The following is a 13,686-nucleotide window of genomic DNA, read 5'->3' as shown; positions in this document are numbered from 1 at the left end:
ACGCAAAAGAGGGGGGCCCTAAAGTCAGGGTCCCCCTCTTCTCGTCTTGTCCGCCTCCCTACTTCACCTTGTAGTGCATGAAGTAGATCTGCTTCCCTTCGGCCATGAACTTGCGCATGTACTTGGAGAGGTGGTAGCCGGGGAACTCGTGGCGGTACAGGTCCGGGAGGAACTGGTTCTCCAGCGCGGTCACCCCGGGGAGGGCGTTGGCGACGTCGATGCCGTAGTCGTCGAAATCGGTGGCGAAGAAGAAATCGGCACCGGGGACCATGTAATCGAGGAGGAATTCGATGAACTCCTTGTTCACCAGACGCCTTTTGCGATGCCGTTTCTTGGGCCACGGGTCGGGGCAGTTGATGTAGATCGCGGAGAGGCTCCCCTTGGGGATGCGCTCGGTGACGAAGGCGCGCGCCTCGTCACGGACCACGCGCACGTTGCCGACGCCGTGGCGGTCTATGCGGCGGCAGGTCTTGTCGCACCCCTTGTTGTAGAAGTCTATGGCGATGAAGTTGGTCTCCGGCTGGTCCAGCGCGGTCTTCAGCATGAAGTCACCCACGCCGCAGCCGATCTCCAGGGCGAGCCTGTTGTCGTTGCCGAAAATGCCCTGCCAGTCGGGAGGGGTGGGAAGGTCTTGAAGTCTAAGGTAGTTGGGGGATTCGATGTGGATGAAGGATTGCGTCATCTGTACCTCTTGCGTTTTTTGTCGCGGGGAACATAACACAAAAAACCGCGGCACGCAAAGCCGCAAAGCCGCAAAGGCATCAGGCACACGCAAAGACGCGAAGGGGCTAAAGAAGGAAGACGAAAGAAAAACCCGTTGGGTAACGCAAAGCGCAAAGGCGCTAAGAAGGCAACAACACACGCCCAACACAACCCCTAACGCAAAGACGCCAAGGCACCAAGACGCCAAGAAAGGCGATGCAGGGAAAGGACAGACACAGCTCATATGTTTCTTCGCGACTTTGCGGCTTTGCGTTAAATAATCTGTATTTAACCCACACCAGGAGAGAAGACCCTACGGAAGGAGATCAGGGGGAAGACGGGGGAACAGCCACGCTTTTGTCTTTGCGCCACAGCGGCTTGGCGTCTTTGCGTTAAATGCTATTTATTTCATACTACCCCTGCTCTCCTTTCTGTCATTGCCATTTTAGTCACAACATGCTAATTGTATCCGGTTGAAATAAGGCAAAAAAGGAAAACACAAACATGAAATTTTCAGAGCTGCAGCTGCCGGAACTGGTCCAGAAAGGCATCGACGAAACCGGCTTCACCGACTGCACACCGATACAGGAAAAGGCGCTGCCGCTTGCCCTCACCGGCAAGGACGTCGCGGGCCAGGCCCAGACCGGAACCGGCAAGACCGCCACTTTTCTTATCTCCATCTTCACGAGGCTTTTGAGCCAACAGAAAACCGGCGCCGAGCACCATCCCCGCGCACTGATCCTGGCACCGACCCGGGAACTGGTCGTCCAGATCGAGAAGGACGCCCAGTCACTCGGCAAGTACACCGGCTTCAACATCCAGGCCATCTACGGCGGCGTGGACTACATGAAACAGCGCGACGCGCTCAAAGCCGGCGCAGACATCGTGATCGGCACGCCGGGACGCCTGATCGACTACCTGAAGCAGAAGGTCTACTCGCTGAAGGACGTCGAGGCCCTGGTCATAGACGAAGCCGACCGCATGTTCGACATGGGCTTCATAGCCGACCTCCGCTTTATCCTCCGGCGCCTGCCGACCTACGAGAAACGCCAGAACCTCCTCTTCTCGGCCACCCTGAACACGCGCGTCATGGAGCTCGCCTACGAGTTCATGAACATGCCGGAAAAGGTCTCGGTGACGCCCGAGCAGATGACCGCGGAGCGCGTCGAGCAGGTACTCTACCACGCCTCCAGAAAAGAGAAGTTCCCCCTGCTGCTCGGCCTGCTGCGCAAGATGGGCATGGAACGCACCATGATCTTCGTCAACACCAAGCGGGAGGCGGAATACCTGCAGGACCGCCTGAACGCCAACGACTTCCCCTGCAAGGTGATCTCGGGCGACGTGGAGCAGAGAAAGCGGATGAAGATCCTTTCCGACTTCAAGGCGGGCGCGCTCCCCATCATGATCGCCACCGACGTCGCCTCGCGCGGCATCCACATCGAAGGTGTATCGCACGTCATCAACTACGACCTGCCCCAGGACTGCGAGGACTACGTGCACCGCATCGGCCGCACCGCCCGCGCCGGCGCAGAGGGGATGGCGATCTCGCTGGCCGACGAGGACGGCGCCTTCTACATCGAGGCGATCCAGGATTTCATCAAGCAGAAGATCCCGACCGAATGGGCCGAGGACGACATGTTCGTCCACGACTACAAGAGAACGGCCAGGCCTCCCCGCCGCACCGACGACAAGCCCGGCGGCAGGGGCGGCAAGCCCGGCGATCGCGGGGGGAAACCAGGACGCGGAGAAGTTCGCGGCAGAGGCGTCAAGTCCGGCCCCGGCAAGGAGAAGGCCGAGCAGAAGGAAGCCAAACCGGCTCCGGTGGAAAGCGCGCCCGCAGGTGAGTCCGCCACAGGTGATGCCGCGGCCAAGCGCAAACGCCGTCGCCGCAAGCCCAAGGCCACGACCGGCGAGCAGCAGCCCGAGCAGCCGTGACCGGAAAGGGACGTCCCCCGCGCAAATACTCCCAGGCGGGCAGGGTCCACGACGTGATTCGCCTCATCGAGGCGCGTCACGGCATCTCAGTGGCCGAACTCGCCGAGGAGACCGGTGTCAACAAGCGCACCATCCACCGCGACCTGGTCGCCATCCAGGAGGCGGGTTACCCGCTCATCTCGGACTGGCAGGACGGCGAAAAGGTGTACCGCTTCCTGACCCGCTTCAAGGACGTCCCTCCCATCAGCTTCACGCTGCAGGAGCTGATGACCCTTTCCCTTCTGCGCTCCCAGCTCGACCTCCTCAAGGGGACCCCCTTCATGGAGGAGATGCAGAGTGTCTTTCGCAAGGTGAACTCGGTGCTGCCGCCGCGCCTTGCCGCGCACATGGAGCGCATTGCCGAGGTCTCACTGCCGCTTTTGCAGGGCAAACGCGACTACTCGCGCTGCGCCGACTACCTGCAACAGATCCGCAACGCCCTTCTCTACCAGCACACCGTCGTCATCTCCTACCGCTCTCCCGGGCGCCCCGAAGCCGTCGACTACCGGGTCGATCCCTACACCCTGCTCTTCCAGAAGGGGGGCATCTATCTCCTGGGCTACGCGCAAGAGCGTGAGGCGCTGCGGACCTTCGCCGTCGAGCGCATCTGCGGCGTGGAGCCCTTGAAGGAGCGCTTCGAGATACCGGAAGGGTTCCATCCCGGCCAGGCGCTGGGAGAGGCCTTCGGCATCGTGGCGGAGCCCCCCATGGACGTGGTGATCCGTTTCTCCGCGTCCATCGCGCATGCCATCAGGGACCGCGTCTGGCACTCCTCCCAAAAGATCGAGGCGCAGCCGGACGGCTCGCTTGTTTTGAGCTTCCACGCCGGCGGCAAGATGGAGATCCTCGCCTGGCTTCTCTCCTACGGCGCCCACGCCGAACTCCTGAAACCTGCAGCGCTGCGCTTCGAGCTGGCAGAAATGGTCCAGGCGACGGCGTCCCTCTACCACAACGGTCAGTAGCCTCCCGCCCCCCAGCAACTGTTTCTTTCCTCCAGACGAGAGCAATGCCTGTCTTGAGGGACCACGGATTGACAATATGTATCCCGAAGGATACAGTCAAGGTATGCCAGAGATCCGGAAGACGGACACCTTCAAGAAGTGGCTCGACAACCTGCGCGACCTCGACGCCAAGGCGCGCGTCCTCGTCAGAATCGAGCGGCTGGCCTGCGGTAACGCAGGAGACATCAAGACAGTCGGTGATGGTGTATCTGAATTACGGATAGACTATGGCCCCGGCTACCGGGTTTACTTCACAAAACGCGGCAACCAGGTCATCATTCTTCTTGCCGGCGGTGATAAAAGCAGCCAGTCCCGCGATATCAAAAGAGCGCTGCACCTAGCGCTGAATCTTTAGGAGCTGAAAATGACGAAAACAACCACAAGTCGCTATGACGTTGCAGAACACCTTAGAACTCCCGAGGAAATGGCGGCATACCTGGAAGCCTGCCTGGAAGAAGCCAATGGTGATGCTGCGTTCATAGCAAAGGCTCTTGGTGACATTGCGCGTGCCAAGGGTATGTCGCAGGTGGCACGTGAAGCCGGTCTTTCACGCGAAAGCCTTTACAAGGCGCTCTCTGGAGAACGTGTCCCCAGCTTCGACACGATCCTGAAAATCATTGCAGCCTTGGGCCTCAAGCTGCACGCAGAAGCGCGTTAAGGCAGTTATCTCGACGACGTTTCCTTTATAGATCATGCACGCCCGAACAGCTGCGACCATCCCTCCCCGCTTGCCTCTCCCGGGTCTTGGCCGGATCGTTGACCGTCCCTCCCCCTGCCGCGTTGACAACCATTTTCGTTCCGTATATAAAAAGACCTTCAGATTCAGGAGGGCTTTTAATGGCAGAGGCAGCAGCAACGACGAAACTGGCAGAAATCATACTCAAACGAATCCGCTCCCGCGGTGACATCACCTTCGCCTCCTTCATGGAGAGCGCTCTCTACGAACCCGACCTGGGCTACTACACCTCCCCGGGGCGCAAGGTGGGCGCCGAGGGGGATTTCTACACCAGCATGAACGTGCACAGCGCCTTCGGCCGCCTGATCTCCCGCGAGATCGGCCGGTTCTGGGAGCTCCTCGGCTCGCCGGACTCCTTCACCGTCGCCGAAGCCGGCGCGGGTGGCGGCCAACTGGCCCAGGACATCCTGGACGCCATCGCCGAGGAGAATCCCGCCTGCTACGCCCATCTCACCTACCGCCTGATAGAGAAGGAGCCCTCCCTCCAGCAGGCCCAGGCCGCGCGCCTCGAGCGGCACGCCGGGCACCTGGCCTGGAGCTCTCCGCAGGAACTGGCCGGCGGCGCCCTCAAGTTCACCGGCTGCGTCATCTCCAACGAACTCTTCGACGCCATGCCGGTACACCTCGTCGAGATGACGGATGATGGGCTCAGGGAGGTCTTCGTATCGGCGGACGCCAACGGTTTCCGCGAGCGGCTCCTTGCCCCGTCCACCCCGGAACTGGAAGCCTACCTGCGCAAGTTCGACGTGCGGCTCATGCCGGGCCAACGTGCGGAGATCAACCTGGCCGCACCCGCCTGGATCGCCTCCGCCGCCGCAACACTGGAGCGGGGATTCGTCCTTACCATCGATTACGGCTACCTCTCCGAAGAGCTCTACACCCCGCAAAGACGCAACGGCACACTGCTTTGCTACCACAAGCACAGCACCAACGAGGACCCGTACCAGCTGGTCGGCGAGCAGGACATCACCACGCACATCAACTTCAGCTCGCTGATCGAGGCGGGCAACGATGGTGGACTGGCAGCGGTCTGGTACGGCGAACAGTACCGCTTCCTCATGGGCGTGGGGCTGATCGAGGAGCTGATGAAGCTCGTGGCGCAGGCGAAGGACGAACAGGAGAGCCTGAAACACCGGCTCGCCATCAAGAAGCTGATGCTCCCGGAGGGGGGGATGGGCGACACCTTCAAGGTGCTGATCCAGGCCAAAGGGGTAGAGAACCCGCAGCTCCTCTGCATGAGGAAATGGGGGATGGGGCTGTGACCCGCCACCCCGGCCTTCGCGAACAGGTAAAGGCGATCGTTTTCGACCTCGATGGGACCCTGTACCAGGAGGAGCGGCTGGGAGAGGAGGTCAACCAAAGCGCCGTCCTCTACGTGGCGGACCTTAAGGGGGTCTCTGCCGCGCAGGCGCAAGCCCTCCTTGAGGCAACACGCGCTGCGGACGGCGCCGCGGGGACGCTGAGCCACGCCGTCATGACCCTCGGGGGGACCCTGCAGGAGCTGCATAGAAGGTTCGCCGCCGACTGCCATCCCGAAAGGCTTCTAAAGCCGGACCGCCGTGTCCGCGAACTGCTGCAGCTTCTGTCGACCCGCTTCCGGCTCCACCTCTACACCAACAACAACCGCGACCTTTCCGCACGGATCATGACGCAGATCGACGTGAACGGCCTGCTGGACCGGGTGTTCACCATCGAGGACTACTGGATCCCGAAGCCCGACCGCAGGATCGTCGAGGACATACTCTCGAAGATCTCCTGCCGTCCGCAGGAGACACTCTTCGTCGGTGACCGCTACCGCATCGACCTGGCGGTTCCCGAATCCCTTGGGTGCCACGTCTTCGAGATGAAGAGTACGGAAGAGCTGCTGACACTGGCGGATCTGGTACACTGATAGCGGAATAATGAGACAGAGACTCGGACCGGTTTAACATAAGAGAACGAGGAGCTAGTCATGACACACCGCTTGGAAAAAGACACCATGGGGCCCGTCGAGGTCCCTGACGGCGCCTACTACGGCGCCCAGACGCAGCGCGCAGTGAACAACTTCCCCATCTCCGGGCTCAGGCCGCACCTGGCCCTGGTGCGTGCCACGGTCAGGATCAAGAAATGCGCGGCCATCGCCAACATGACCACGCACAGGCTGCAAATGGATCTGGGCGAAGCCATCGTAAAGGCCGCCGACGAGGCGCTGGCTGGACAGTTTGCCGACCAGTTCGTGGTCGACCCGTTCCAGGCCGGCGCGGGCACCTCCCACAACATGAACGTGAACGAGGTACTGGCCAACCGCGCCAACGAGATCCTCGGGGGGAAACTCGGCGAATACGCCCGCGTGAACGCCAACGATCACGTCAACATGGCGCAGTCCACCAACGACGTCTTCCCCACCGCCATGCGGCTGGCGGCGCTGGAACTGGCACAGGAGCTCGACAACGAGCTGCGGGATCTCTCCGACGCCTTCGCCCGCAAGGGGATCGAGTTCGACCACATCCTCAAATCGGGGCGCACCCACCTGCAGGACGCGGTGCCGATCCGGCTGGGGCAGGAATTCAGCGCCTGGTCCATCGCCATCGCCAACAACCGCTCAGGCCTCGAGCGCACCTTCGCCGGACTCAGGGAACTGGGGATCGGGGGGACCGCGGTCGGGACCGGGCTCAACGCCGAGCAGGCCTTCATCGACCTGATCGTCGAGGCTCTTGCGAGAGAGACCGGCCAGGAGCTGACCCGCGGCGAGAGTCTCGTGGAGCGGATGCAGAACATGGATCCCTTCGTCGCCCTCTCTTCGAGCGTCAAGGGAACCGCGGTGAACCTGATCAAGATCGCCAACGACCTCCGCCTGCTCTCCTCGGGACCGCGCACCGGCCTCGCTGAAATCAACCTCCCCGCCATGCAGCCCGGCTCGTCGATCATGCCGGGCAAGGTGAACCCGGTGCTCCCGGAGGTGACCAACATGGTCTGCTTCCAGGTCATGGGGTGCGACCTGACCGTGGCGCTGGCAGCCCAGGCCGGGCAGCTGGAACTGAACGTGATGATGCCGGTGATCGCGTTCAACCTGCTCTTTTCCATGGAGATCCTGAAGAACTGCCTGCACCAGCTGACCACCCTCTGCGTCACCGGTATCACAGCCAACGAGGAGCGCTGCCGCACCTTCCTGGAGCAGTCCGTAGGGCTCGCCACGGTGCTCGCGCCGAGCATCGGCTATGCCGCGGCGGCCGAGGTCGCCAAGGAATCGGCCAGGAGCGGCAGGAGCATCCGGGACGTCATCCTGGAGAGGGGCATACTGACCGAGGAGGAACTCGTAGAGGTGCTGGCACCCTACCCTCTCACCACGCCCGGCGTGCACGGCAAGGATTAAAGGCGAACCCGCACCCCGCGCGGCGGGGTGTCGGCGGGCTTTGCAATTATTGTAAAAATCCTATAGACTCATACCATTCCAAACCAAAGTTCACTGGAGGAGTACATGACCGAAGAAGTAAAAGCAATTCTGGAAAGCATCAGGCCGGCGCTTCAGGCCGACGGCGGTGATGTTGAACTCGTAGAAGTAACCGACGACGGCATTGTCAAGGTGCGACTGGTTGGGGCCTGTGGCCACTGCCCGATGTCCACCATGACCCTCAAGATGGGGATCGAACGGACCATCAAGGACAAGATCCCCGGCGTCAAGGAAGTTGTCTCTGTCTAACGGGTACCCCCCTTAGTCGTAACACCCGAAGCGCGGAAGTAACCGGTTGACGTTATTTCCGCGCTTTTCGCTTTTGGATCAGGCCTATGTCCAGCGTGCGGCGAAAAAGAAAGCAATTGCTGTTTCAAACCGCGAAGTTCTTCGATTTCTTCCGGAGAAACACCGAGGCGGTTTCGTTTTTCGGCAACCGCGCCACGCTGTACCGCTACGGCTCCGAATTCTTCACCGCGCTCCTGGAGGCCCTCCCACTGGCCCGGGAAAGCATCTGCCTGGAGTTCTACACCATCGCCGACGACGAGACCGGGCGCATGGTGGCCGACGCACTGATCGCCGCGGCCTCGCGCGGGGTCCGGGTCTACGTGCTGTACGATTACATCGGCTGTTTCGAGACCCCTGCCGCCTACTTCAAGAGGCTCGCCAAGGGAGGCGTCAACTGCGCCCCCTTCAACCCGCCCCCCTTCAGCCGGGGGATCGCCTGGTTCGACAAGCGCGACCACCGCAAAATCGTCATCATCGACGGCTGGTGCACCTTCACCGGCGGCATGAACATCGCCGACGTCTACTCCGGCTTCGGGAAGAAAAAGACCAAGTGGCGCGACGTGGGACTGAAGATCGAGGGAGAGGCGGGAGTCGAGTTGCTGCGCCTGTTCCGGGAGACCTGGACCGGGGAGGTCGGCGTCCCGCCGGCAGGTACCGACCCCCCCCCCCTTCCCGAACTTGACGGCGATGCGAAAGTCATGGTAGTGAACGGCGGACCGCACCTGAAGCGGAGCTTCATCAGGAGCGCCTTCAGGGTAGCCATCGCCGGCGCCTCCGAAAGCGTCACCATCGCGAGCCCCTACTTCATACCGGGACCGCGGGTGGTGAGGTCGCTTCTCAGGGCGGCAGGGCGCGGGGTGCGGGTGCGCTTGCTGCTTCCCTACAAGAGCGACGTCCCCCTGGTGCGCCTGGTGAGCCGGACCTACTACGGCCAGCTTTTGAAAAACGGCGTCGAGATCCACGAGATGGACCGCGCGGTGCTCCACGCCAAGGTGCTCCTCATCGACGGCAACTGGACCATGGTCGGCTCAGCCAACATGGACCTGAGGAGCTTCCACAGGAACTACGAACTGAACGTGGTGGTGGACAGCCGCGACTTCGGCGCCCAGGTCGCCGACATGCTGGAGAGCGACTTTGCCGGGGCCCGGTGCATCGTGCTGCACGAGCACGAGAGAAGGGGATGGCCGGTGCGCGTCCTTGAGCGCCTCTTCAGCCCGGTCGCCTGGTTTTTGTAGCACAATCGAACCTGATCGGAACGGGGCCAAGGAGTCGAGGGTTTCGCTGAAAGCCTCCCCTCTTGGCCTTTACCTGTTTATTCACCCGGAGTTATCTACATGATCGACAAGGACACCCTGAAGCGGCTGGAATTCGACAAGATCCTGGAAACCGCCGCAACCTTCGCCCACTGCGAGGCATCCCACTACGGTACCCTCGCCATAGCCCCGCTTCACAGCCGCCAGGAGATGGAACTGCGCCTGGGACTCGTCGACGAGATACGGAAGCTGACCAGGCTCGGCATAGCGCTGAAGCTCGCCCCCTTCGAGGACATCACCCCGCAGGTGAAGGCGGTCCGTCCCGCCGGCGCGGTCATCGCACCGATCGCACTGCAACGCTTCATCCCCACCCTGCGGGTGATGGCCGCGGTGGCCTCCCAGCTCGCCTACCGCACCGACGTCCCGCTGCTGCTCTCGGAGGCCGGCTGCATCAGCGGCTTCCCCGACCTTTTGAACCCGCTGGAACACACGGTGAACGAGGAAGGGGAGATCCTGGACACGGCCTCCCGGCTTCTGGCGGACATCCGCGGCCGGAAGAAGGGGCTCACCTCCCGCATCAAGAAGCGGCTCGAGGAGATCGTGCGCGAGCGGCACACCGCGATCTTCCTGCAGGACGACTTCATCACCCAGAGGTCGGGGCGCTGGGTCATCCCGGTGCGCATGGACTCCAAAGGGATGGTCCCGGGGGTGGTGCACGACGTCTCCAACTCCGGCGAGACCGCCTTCATGGAGCCCCTCGAGATCATCGGCCTCGCCAACGAACTGGAGAACCTGGTGGCCGACGAGCGGGCCGAGGAGATCCGCATCGTCCGGCAGATCTGCGACTGGATCAGGGAGGACGCCGAGGAGCTCCTGCGGCAGTTCGAGGCGCTGGTCGAGCTCGACATCCTGAACTGCATCGCCATCTTGAGCGACCGCCTAAAAAGCGAGACCCCGGTCATCGCCGACACCCCCACCATACTGCTCAAGTCGGCGCGCCACCCGATCCTCACCCTGATGGGGAAGGATGTGGTCCCCCTGGACCTGGAACTGGCCTCGGAGAACCGGGTCATGGTTGTCACCGGCCCCAACACGGGGGGGAAGACCATCGCCATCAAGAACGCGGGACTCCTGAGCGTCATGGCCCTTTGCGGCATGCCGGTCCCCGCCCTCCCCGGCACCATCCTGCCGCTGGTCAAGAGCATCCTGGTCGACATAGGGGACGAGCAGTCCATCGAGGAGAGCCTCTCGACCTTCTCGGCCCACATCTCAAAGATCTCCAGCATCATCGAGCAGGCCGACCGCGGCGCCCTGGTGCTGCTGGATGAGCTCGGCACCGGCACCGAGCCGGGACAGGGGGCGGCCATCGCCTGCGCCGTGTTGAAGGAGCTACAGGACAAGGGGGCGCTGGTGGTCGCCACCACGCACCTCACCGAGATCATCGGCTTCGTGCAGCGCGAAGCGGGGATGGTGAACGCGGCCATGGCCTTCGACCGGCAGAAGCTGGCGCCGTTGTACCGGCTGGCCGTGGGGGAACCCGGCGAGTCGCATGCACTCGAGATCGCCAGCCGTTACGGGCTCCCGGAGCGGGTGGTGCGCTTCGCACGGGGGATGATCGGCACCATGGAGGCTGACTTCCATGCCCTGTTGCGCGATTTGAAGGAGAAGCGCGAGCAGTTGGACCGCACCCTTACGGCGCTCTCCGAGCGCGAGGAGAAGCTGACCCGGGCCGAGCAGAACCTGGTGGACCGGCGCGACGAGGCGGCGAGGCTCGTGCAGGACGCCCGCGAGAAGGGACTCCTGGAGGCACAGCAGATCATCTCCAAGGCCCGCCGCGACGTGGCCGCGCTGATCGACGAGGCCAAGCGCGAGAAGGCACGCGAAGCCAAGGAGAAGCTGGACCAGGCGGCACGCGAGGTCGAGGCCGCGCTGGACGGGTTGCACCCGGAGGAGAACGTCGCTCCGGAACAGGTAGCCGCCGGGGACATCCTCTTCGTCAAGCCGCTCAACTGCGACGCCACCATCCTCTCGGTCGACCACCGCGCCGGAAGGGCCCGGGTGCGCGCCGGGAGCATGGAACTGGACGTCGCCCTCATCTCCCTGTTAAAGCCCAAGGGGAAAGAGCCGAAGAAGGTACGTAAGCAGCGCGCCCGGCAGCAGGAGGCCGACTCCGCCCCGCAGGGGCCCGCAACCAGCATCAACCTCCTCGGGCTGCGGGTGGAGGAAGCGATCGGCGAGCTGGAGCCCTTCCTGAACCACGCCTCGCTGGAGCAGATCTCCGAGGTGCGCGTCGTGCACGGCAAGGGGACCGGCGCCCTGATGAAGGGGGTGCGGGGCTACCTGGCCGGCCATCCGCTGGTGGCGGAGTTCCGGACCGGGGAGCGCTTCGAAGGGGGCGACGGCGTGACGGTGGTGACGCTGCGCTAGTGTTTTGCAATCAAAAGTGACCGCGGAGGCCTTATGATCATTTCCATCATTGCTGCCATGTCTGACAACAGGGTGATAGGCGCGCACGGGAAGCTTCCCTGGGACATCCCCGCCGACCTGGCTCGTTTCCGAAGCCTCACCATGGGACATGCGGTGCTGATGGGGAGAAAGACCTTCGAGTCGATAGGTCACCCGCTGGACGGGCGCAAGAACATCGTGCTCAGCAAGAGCATGGGGAGGACCGAGGGGGTCATCGTGGCCCGCACCCTCCAGGAAGGGATCGCGGCCGCCGAGGGGGACGAGGAGCTGTTCATCTGCGGCGGCGAGGGGGTGTTCCGCGAGGCGCTCCCCTTGTGCCAGAGGATCTACCTCACCGTGGTGCACGGCCGCTACGAGGGGGACGTGCACTTCCCGCAGCCCCCCTGCTCCTTCATCGAGCTGCACCGGGAGGAGTTCCTGGAGGGCTTCCCCCCCACGACCTACCTGGTGATGGAGAAGGTGGACCAGATCCAGCCGGGGAGCGACGTGTTCGAACTGCGGCAAAAGGGGGTCGAGGCGTTGAACCGCCAGCTCTACTTCCTGGCCCGCTGCTGCTTCGGACAGGCCCAGGCCCTGGAAGATGCCCCGGAAACCGCCTCCGATCTCGCCTTCAGCCAGGCCAAGAGCGGCGGCGACTGCCACGAAGCCCTCAAGCTGGCCGAGCAGGCGTTGCGGGCCGCCCCGGACAACCTGCGCGTCCGGTTGAACCTGGGGCGGATACTGATCCTGACCGGCGAGAAGGGAAAGGGACTGGAGACCCTGCGCAAGGGGGTACAGATGGGCGGGGGACAGGAGTTCTACACCGAGCTCGCCAAGTGCGGCACCAGGGGGACTCCCCCCATCAAGTCCCTTCCCCGAAGCCACCCGCTGAACCGGTATCTGGGGATTTTGATGCACAGGCTGAACATGCGGGGCTAGTGAGGCGTGGGCTGCCCAAAACCGCCATGGCCTACACTGTAGGGGCGAATAATCCTTCGCCACCCTCGCACGGGCCGATGACAACACGGGGCTCCAGGGCTGGGCGAATGATCATTCGCCCTTACAGGTCGTGCATCCCGCCCCCCGCATCTTTGTTGACTCGCCACCTGCCGCAATGGTACTTTCCCTCCATGAAAAACGCCGAGGCCGAAGGGATAGTGCTGCGCCTCACCGACTTCGGGGAGGCGGACCGCATCGTCACCCTGTTCACGCTGGAACAGGGTAAACTGCAGGGGGTGGCGCGCGGCGCCAAGCGGAGCAAGAAACGCTTCGCCGGCGCCCTCGACCCCTTCGCGCACCTGAAGGTCCAGTTGCACCTGGGCCACGGCCTCCCAACCATCTCCGGCGCAGACATCGTCGGCATCTTCCCCGGCATCCGCGCCGACCTCGCCAAGATCGGCTGCGCCGCCTATGCCTGCGAACTGGTGGAGCGGCTCACCCCCGAGGAAGAACCGAGCCCGCGCCTGTTCCGCCTTTTGTACTGCTACCTGGAACGCCTGAACGACGCCCCCGCCTCACCCTCCGACCGCCGGTTCTTCGCGGTGAACCTCCTGAAGATACTGGGCTACCAGCCCGAGTTGCAGGTGCGCGGCGTCTCAGAGGAGACCGCGTCCCTGCTGGCGCGCGCCATGCAGACGGGGCGCTTCGGCGCCGTGCTCTTTCCGGACGCGCTCCTGCACGAGGCGGACCTCCTCTTGAACCCCGCCATCGACCTCCACCTGGACCGGGAACTGAAGTCGCTCGCCTTCCTGAAGGAGTGCTGCGTGTGACGGCTGCAACCGGCCGGAACTGCAGCGCACGGGCCACGATCGTCATTCCAACCAGTCAATTTTGTTGACCACAGCGCCGGTTACGGGT

The 13,686-nt window shown here is 63.1% G+C and carries 13 protein-coding genes; 12 read left to right on the top strand and 1 reads right to left on the bottom strand.

All coding sequences use genetic code 11. The features are described from left to right. Positions 1-58 precede the first annotated feature (58 nt). A complete protein-coding gene (gene trmB, locus KP003_RS06225) occupies positions 59-682 on the bottom strand; it encodes a tRNA (guanosine(46)-N7)-methyltransferase TrmB (protein ID WP_216498660.1) in 624 nt (207 codons plus the stop codon). Positions 683-1,206: 524 nt separating this feature from the next. On the opposite strand from trmB, the gene KP003_RS06220 reads away from it, so the two are divergent. The 12 genes from KP003_RS06220 to recO all read left to right on the top strand — a co-directional run bounded on the left by KP003_RS06220 (position 1,207) and on the right by recO (position 13,598). Next, entirely contained in the window at positions 1,207-2,637 is a 1,431-nt protein-coding gene (locus KP003_RS06220) for a DEAD/DEAH box helicase (protein WP_216498659.1), read from the top strand. Beyond that, positions 2,634-3,638, top strand: coding sequence for a helix-turn-helix transcriptional regulator (locus tag KP003_RS06215; RefSeq protein WP_216498658.1), 1,005 nt, complete (start codon positions 2,634-2,636; stop codon positions 3,636-3,638). Before KP003_RS06220 ends, KP003_RS06215 begins: the two co-directional genes overlap by 4 nt. A gap of 103 nt (positions 3,639-3,741) precedes the next feature. Then, complete coding sequence (locus KP003_RS06210) at positions 3,742-4,032, top strand: type II toxin-antitoxin system RelE/ParE family toxin (RefSeq protein ID WP_216791141.1); 291 nt, start codon at positions 3,742-3,744, stop codon at positions 4,030-4,032. Positions 4,033-4,041: 9 nt separating this feature from the next. Next, positions 4,042-4,335, top strand: coding sequence for an addiction module antidote protein (locus KP003_RS06205; RefSeq protein WP_216498656.1), 294 nt, complete (start codon positions 4,042-4,044; stop codon positions 4,333-4,335). A 179-nt stretch (positions 4,336-4,514) separates the two neighbouring features. Further along, positions 4,515-5,675 (top strand): class I SAM-dependent methyltransferase, encoded by a 1,161-nt coding sequence (locus tag KP003_RS06200; protein ID WP_216791139.1) that lies wholly within the window; start codon positions 4,515-4,517, stop codon positions 5,673-5,675. Next, a complete protein-coding gene (locus tag KP003_RS06195; RefSeq protein ID WP_239027621.1) occupies positions 5,672-6,304 on the top strand; it encodes an HAD family hydrolase in 633 nt (210 codons plus the stop codon). Before KP003_RS06200 ends, KP003_RS06195 begins: the two co-directional genes overlap by 4 nt. 60 nt (positions 6,305-6,364) lie before the next feature. Beyond that, positions 6,365-7,765: an aspartate ammonia-lyase gene (locus KP003_RS06190; RefSeq protein ID WP_216498653.1), complete on the top strand. Its 1,401-nt coding sequence runs from the start codon at positions 6,365-6,367 to the stop codon at positions 7,763-7,765. A 105-nt stretch (positions 7,766-7,870) separates the two neighbouring features. After that, complete coding sequence (locus KP003_RS06185; RefSeq protein WP_216498652.1) at positions 7,871-8,092, top strand: NifU family protein; 222 nt, start codon at positions 7,871-7,873, stop codon at positions 8,090-8,092. Positions 8,093-8,178: 86 nt separating this feature from the next. Next, the gene (locus KP003_RS06180; protein WP_216791137.1) at positions 8,179-9,366 is read left to right on the top strand and encodes a phospholipase D-like domain-containing protein; all 1,188 of its coding nucleotides are present in this window, start codon (positions 8,179-8,181) and stop codon (positions 9,364-9,366) included. A gap of 99 nt (positions 9,367-9,465) precedes the next feature. Further along, entirely contained in the window at positions 9,466-11,811 is a 2,346-nt protein-coding gene (locus KP003_RS06175; RefSeq protein ID WP_216498650.1) for an endonuclease MutS2, read from the top strand. 33 nt (positions 11,812-11,844) lie between these two features. After that, positions 11,845-12,768, top strand: coding sequence for a dihydrofolate reductase (locus KP003_RS06170; protein ID WP_216498649.1), 924 nt, complete (start codon positions 11,845-11,847; stop codon positions 12,766-12,768). Positions 12,769-12,959: 191 nt separating this feature from the next. Beyond that, complete coding sequence (gene recO / locus KP003_RS06165) at positions 12,960-13,598, top strand: DNA repair protein RecO (protein ID WP_216498648.1); 639 nt, start codon at positions 12,960-12,962, stop codon at positions 13,596-13,598. Positions 13,599-13,686: the final 88 nt, after the last annotated feature.

Origin of the sequence: Geomonas diazotrophica (assembly GCF_019063885.1) — a bacterium.
Lineage (GTDB): Bacteria > Desulfobacterota > Desulfuromonadia > Geobacterales > Geobacteraceae > Geomonas > Geomonas diazotrophica.
The sequence above is the reverse complement of the archived record's forward strand: the minus strand, read 5'-3'. Positions and strand labels throughout refer to the sequence as shown.

Coding starts and splice junctions, on each gene's coding strand:
- trmB (WP_216498660.1), bottom strand. CDS start 682: ATGACGCAATCCTTCATCCACATCGAATCCCCCAACTACCTTAGACTT.
- KP003_RS06220 (WP_216498659.1), top strand. CDS start 1,207: ATGAAATTTTCAGAGCTGCAGCTGCCGGAACTGGTCCAGAAAGGCATC.
- KP003_RS06210 (WP_216791141.1), top strand. CDS start 3,742: ATGCCAGAGATCCGGAAGACGGACACCTTCAAGAAGTGGCTCGACAAC.
- KP003_RS06205 (WP_216498656.1), top strand. CDS start 4,042: ATGACGAAAACAACCACAAGTCGCTATGACGTTGCAGAACACCTTAGA.
- KP003_RS06200 (WP_216791139.1), top strand. CDS start 4,515: ATGGCAGAGGCAGCAGCAACGACGAAACTGGCAGAAATCATACTCAAA.
- KP003_RS06190 (WP_216498653.1), top strand. CDS start 6,365: ATGACACACCGCTTGGAAAAAGACACCATGGGGCCCGTCGAGGTCCCT.
- KP003_RS06185 (WP_216498652.1), top strand. CDS start 7,871: ATGACCGAAGAAGTAAAAGCAATTCTGGAAAGCATCAGGCCGGCGCTT.
- KP003_RS06180 (WP_216791137.1), top strand. CDS start 8,179: ATGTCCAGCGTGCGGCGAAAAAGAAAGCAATTGCTGTTTCAAACCGCG.
- KP003_RS06175 (WP_216498650.1), top strand. CDS start 9,466: ATGATCGACAAGGACACCCTGAAGCGGCTGGAATTCGACAAGATCCTG.
- KP003_RS06170 (WP_216498649.1), top strand. CDS start 11,845: ATGATCATTTCCATCATTGCTGCCATGTCTGACAACAGGGTGATAGGC.
- recO (WP_216498648.1), top strand. CDS start 12,960: ATGAAAAACGCCGAGGCCGAAGGGATAGTGCTGCGCCTCACCGACTTC.